A 4,431-nucleotide genomic window follows, 5' to 3' on the forward strand; every position below is an offset into this window, starting at 1 on the left:
CCAGAATTGATAGAAGCCGATAAAATGGCACAACGCCCTAAGATTGGTGAAATTTACCATCAATATGTAGATCGTTGTTTTAGAGCTGGTGCGATGGATTTTGATGATTTGTTGTTAAGAACCAATGAGTTATTGACGCGTTTTCCTGTGGTGTTGGCAAAATATCAAGACCGATTTAAATATATTTTGGTAGATGAGTACCAGGATACCAACCATTCGCAATATTTAATTGTAAAAGCCTTGGCAGACAGATTTCAAAATATTTGTGTGGTAGGCGACGATTCTCAAAGTATTTATGCTTTTAGGGGTGCTAATATTCAAAATATTTTAAATTTCCAACGTGATTATGATGGTGTTAAGATATTTAAATTGGAACAAAATTACAGATCTACAAAAAATATTGTAGAGGCTGCAAATAGTGTTATTGAAAAAAACAAAACCAGGTTAGATAAAGAGGTTTGGACCGACAATAGTGAGGGTTCAAAAATAAAGGTTAAGAAAACGATTAATGAAGTTACAGAAGGTCGTTTTGTAGCGAGTTCTATTTTTGAAAACAAAATGAATGAGCAATTAAAAAACTCTGATTTTGCCATTTTATACAGAACCAACGCACAATCCAGAGCTATTGAAGATGCTTTGAGAGAAAAAGATATTGACTATATTATTTACGGTGGAATTTCATTTTATCAACGTAAAGAAATTAAAGATGTAGTTGCCTATTTGCGTATTTTAATCAATCCAAACGACGAGGAAGCTTTAAAGCGAATCATCAATTACCCGGCAAGAGGTATTGGAGCAACTACTTTAGATAAAATTGCTGTTGCTGCTAATCACTATAAAAAATCGATTTTTGAAGTTTTACAAAATTTAGACAAAGTTGATTTAAATTTAAATTCGAGTATCAAAACCAAGTTGCAAAACTTTGTAACTATGATTCAGCATTTTCAAATTGAAGCCCAAACAAAAAATGCTTTTGAAGTTGCAGAATTTGTGATTAAACAAGTGCGTTTGATTAAAGATTTAGAAAAGGATGGCACTCCAGAAGGTGTTAGTAAAGTTGAAAATGTTCAGGAGATTTTAAACAAGGCGAAAAACTTTACCGAAGAACAAAAAGAAAAAGAAGAAGATGATTCTTTGGCAGTTTTTTTAGAAACAGCAGCCTTAGAAACCAGTTCGGATGTGGCTGTAAAAGATGACAAGCCGCGTGTATCGTTAATGACTATTCACTTGGCAAAAGGGTTAGAATTTCCATATGTATACATAGTTGGTTTGGAAGAAAATTTATTTCCTTCAGCAATGAGTATGAATACACGAAGTGAGTTGGAAGAAGAGCGCAGGTTGTTTTATGTTGCTTTAACACGTGCCGAAAAACAAGCTTATTTAACCCATGCGCAAATGCGTTACCGATGGGGAAAATTGGTAGATTGTGAACCAAGTCGTTTTTTAGAAGAAATAGACGAAAAATACTTAGAAGATTTATCGCCAAGCGAACCCGTAAAAACGCAAAGTAAATTTATAAACGAAGATATTTTTGGAAGCGTTCCACAAAATTTGGTTCGGTTTAAAAAACCAGTACAAAGGCCACCTACAAAAAAGCCAATGGCACCAAAAGTAGCGTTTCAACCACCAAAAAATCTTAAAAAAGTAACTAAAAACCCAACAGCTGCCAGTAATTTGTTTGACAGCGATGTAAGTGTTGGCGCTATTGTTGAGCATACCAAATTTGGACGCGGAGAAGTATTGAGTTTAGAAGGTTCGGGAGCCAATCAAAAAGCAGAAATTAGATTTGCATCGGTAGGTGTAAAAAAGTTGTTACTACAATTCGCAAAGCTTAGAATAATAGGCTAAATTACATTGTAAAACCAATTATTATATTGTAATTTGCAAAAATATAGAAAATAGAACCATGGAATTTGATTTAGAATATAACTGTGAAAGACCACATTTAATTATTCCAGAATACGGAAGACACATACAAAAATTAGTAGATCATTGTATTGCTTTGGAAAATATTGAAGAGCGCAACACAATGGCAAAAGCTATTGTTGATGTTATGGGAAATTTACAGCCTCATTTAAGAGATGTGCCTGATTTTAAGCATAAATTATGGGATCAGCTTTTTATTATGTCCGATTTTAAATTGGAGGTTGATTCGCCTTATGAAAAACCAGAAAGAGCCGAATTAGAAGCAAAACCAGAAGCTTTGGCTTATCCTAAATCAGCTTCAAAATACCGTTTTTACGGAAATAACATTCAAACTATGATTGATGTGGCTTTAACTTGGGAAGAAGGTGAAGCACGTGAAGCATTGTATTTTGCAATTGCAAATCATATGAAAAAATGCTATTTAAACTGGAACAAAGATACTGTTGATGATGCCGTAATTTTTGAACATTTGAAAGAATTGTCTCACAATAAAATCAATTTGGTGAATAGAGACGAAGCTTTAAGTGAAATTAAAGATTTCAACAGAAAAAGAAAGCCATCTAACAACAAAGGTCGAAACGATCAAAAAAAGAAAAACTACAAATCTAATTAATATTTTACATGGCAACATTTGTAATAGAAGGAGGTCATAAATTAAATGGCAGTATTACTCCTCAAGGTGCAAAAAACGAGGCTTTACAAGTAATTTGTGCCGTTTTATTAACACCCGAAAAAGTCACCATTAGCAACGTTCCAGACATCATTGATGTTAATAAATTGATTTTTATTTTAGGAGAATTGGGTGTGAAAATTGAAAAAATAGCTTCACACACTTATACATTTCAAGCAGATGATATTGATTTAAAATACTTAGAATCAGATAAATTTAAAAAAGATGGAAGCTCTTTAAGAGGTTCTATTATGATAGTTGGACCATTATTAGCGCGTTTTGGCAAGGGATATATTCCACGTCCGGGAGGTGATAAAATAGGAAGAAGAAGACTAGATACTCATTTTGAAGGGTTTATCAAATTAGGTGCTACGTTTAGATACAATAAAGACGAAAATTTTTACGGTGTTGAAGCAGACCAATTGGTAGGTACTTATATGTTGTTAGATGAAGCTTCTGTAACTGGTACAGCCAACATAGTAATGGCTGCTGTATTGGCAAAAGGAATTACAACAATTTACAACGCAGCTTGTGAACCATATTTACAACAATTGTGTAAAATGTTGAATAGTATGGGTGCAAAAATAAGAGGTGTTGGCTCTAATTTACTAATAATTGAAGGGGTTACAAGTTTAAAAGGTTGTGCGCTTAGAATTTTACCAGATATGGTTGAAATAGGTAGCTGGATTGGAATGGCTGCTATGACCAAATCGTCATTAACCATTAAAGATGTAAGTTGGCCAGATTTAGGTTTGATTCCACGTGTTTTTGAAAAATTAGGAATTAAATTAGAAAAAAGAGGAGACGATATATTTATACCAGCACAAGACAGTTACGAAATACAAAACTTTATTGATGGTTCTATCTTAACAATTTCAGATGCACCTTGGCCTGGATTTACACCAGATTTATTAAGCATTGTTTTAGTTGTGGCAACACAGGCAAAAGGAAGTGTATTGATTCATCAAAAAATGTTTGAAAGCCGCTTGTTCTTTGTTGATAAACTAATAGATATGGGTGCAAAAGTTATCCTATGCGATCCACACAGAGCAACTGTTATTGGTATGAATCACGAGTCAAGTTTAAAAGCAACTACAATGACTTCACCAGATATTAGAGCAGGAATTTCGTTGTTAATAGCAGCACTTTCAGCAACTGGTAAAAGTACCATTCACAACATAGAGCAAATAGACAGAGGTTACGAAGACATAGACGGGCGCTTAAAAGCCATTGGAGCAAAAATAACCAGAATCGATTGATTTAACTGGAAAGTTGAAAGTCCAAAGTCCAAAGCAAAAAATAAAAGATTCCTAGTTTAACTGGGAATCTTTTATTTTTTAAGTATTCAGTTAGCCAAGCTTGGATAATTAACAATGAATAGTGAAAAATGAATAATAAAAAAAACACCGTCATCTCGCACTTGATGTGAAATCTGCCAATGATACCGTCAGTTCAAGTGCCGCAACGCAGTGAAGGTGTATCTAGAACGGGATAGAAGTGAGGAGCTTCTCGATACATTTCAATTCCGCGAGGCTCCATTGAAACACTCGAAGTGACGATAATAAAAATGAGTGATGAATAGAAAAACAACATCAGTTCGAGTGCCGCAACGCAGTGAAGGTGTATCGAGAGCAGTTAGGGGTGAGGAGCTTCTCGATACATTTCAATTCCGCGAGGCTCCATTGAAACACTCGAAGTGACGATAATAAAAATGAGTGATGAATAGAAAAACAACATCAGTTCAAGTGCCGCAACGCAGTGAAGGTGTATCTAGAACGGGATAGAAGTGAGGAGCTTCTCGATACATTTCAATTCCGCGAGGCTCCATTGAAACA

3 protein-coding genes (1 of these 3 running past the window's edge) are annotated in these 4,431 nt (G+C 34.5%); all 3 read left to right on the forward strand.

Annotation, left to right across the window (positions count from 1 at the left end):
• Tightly spaced (at most 58 nt apart), the 3 genes in view from EC396_RS16075 to murA form a layout consistent with a single transcriptional unit that may run on beyond the window.
• Positions 1 to 1,848, forward strand: partial view of an ATP-dependent helicase gene (locus EC396_RS16075; RefSeq protein WP_129367879.1) — the 3' portion only. 480 nt of this gene lie to the left of the window's left edge; 1,848 of the gene's 2,328 nt are visible here — the last part of the coding sequence; the start codon falls outside the window, past its left edge; the stop codon is at positions 1,846 to 1,848.
• A 58-nt stretch (positions 1,849 to 1,906) separates the two neighbouring features.
• Complete coding sequence (locus EC396_RS16080; RefSeq protein WP_129367880.1) at positions 1,907 to 2,539, forward strand: DUF4290 domain-containing protein; 633 nt, start codon at positions 1,907 to 1,909, stop codon at positions 2,537 to 2,539.
• A gap of 8 nt (positions 2,540 to 2,547) precedes the next feature.
• Positions 2,548 to 3,855, forward strand: a complete 1,308-nt coding sequence (murA, locus tag EC396_RS16085; RefSeq protein WP_129367881.1) for a UDP-N-acetylglucosamine 1-carboxyvinyltransferase — start codon at positions 2,548 to 2,550, stop codon at positions 3,853 to 3,855.
• The last annotated feature ends 576 nt before the right edge of the window (positions 3,856 to 4,431 follow it).

The sequence above is a fragment of the Lutibacter sp. HS1-25 genome (genome assembly GCF_004121075.1).
GTDB lineage: Bacteria > Bacteroidota > Bacteroidia > Flavobacteriales > Flavobacteriaceae > Lutibacter.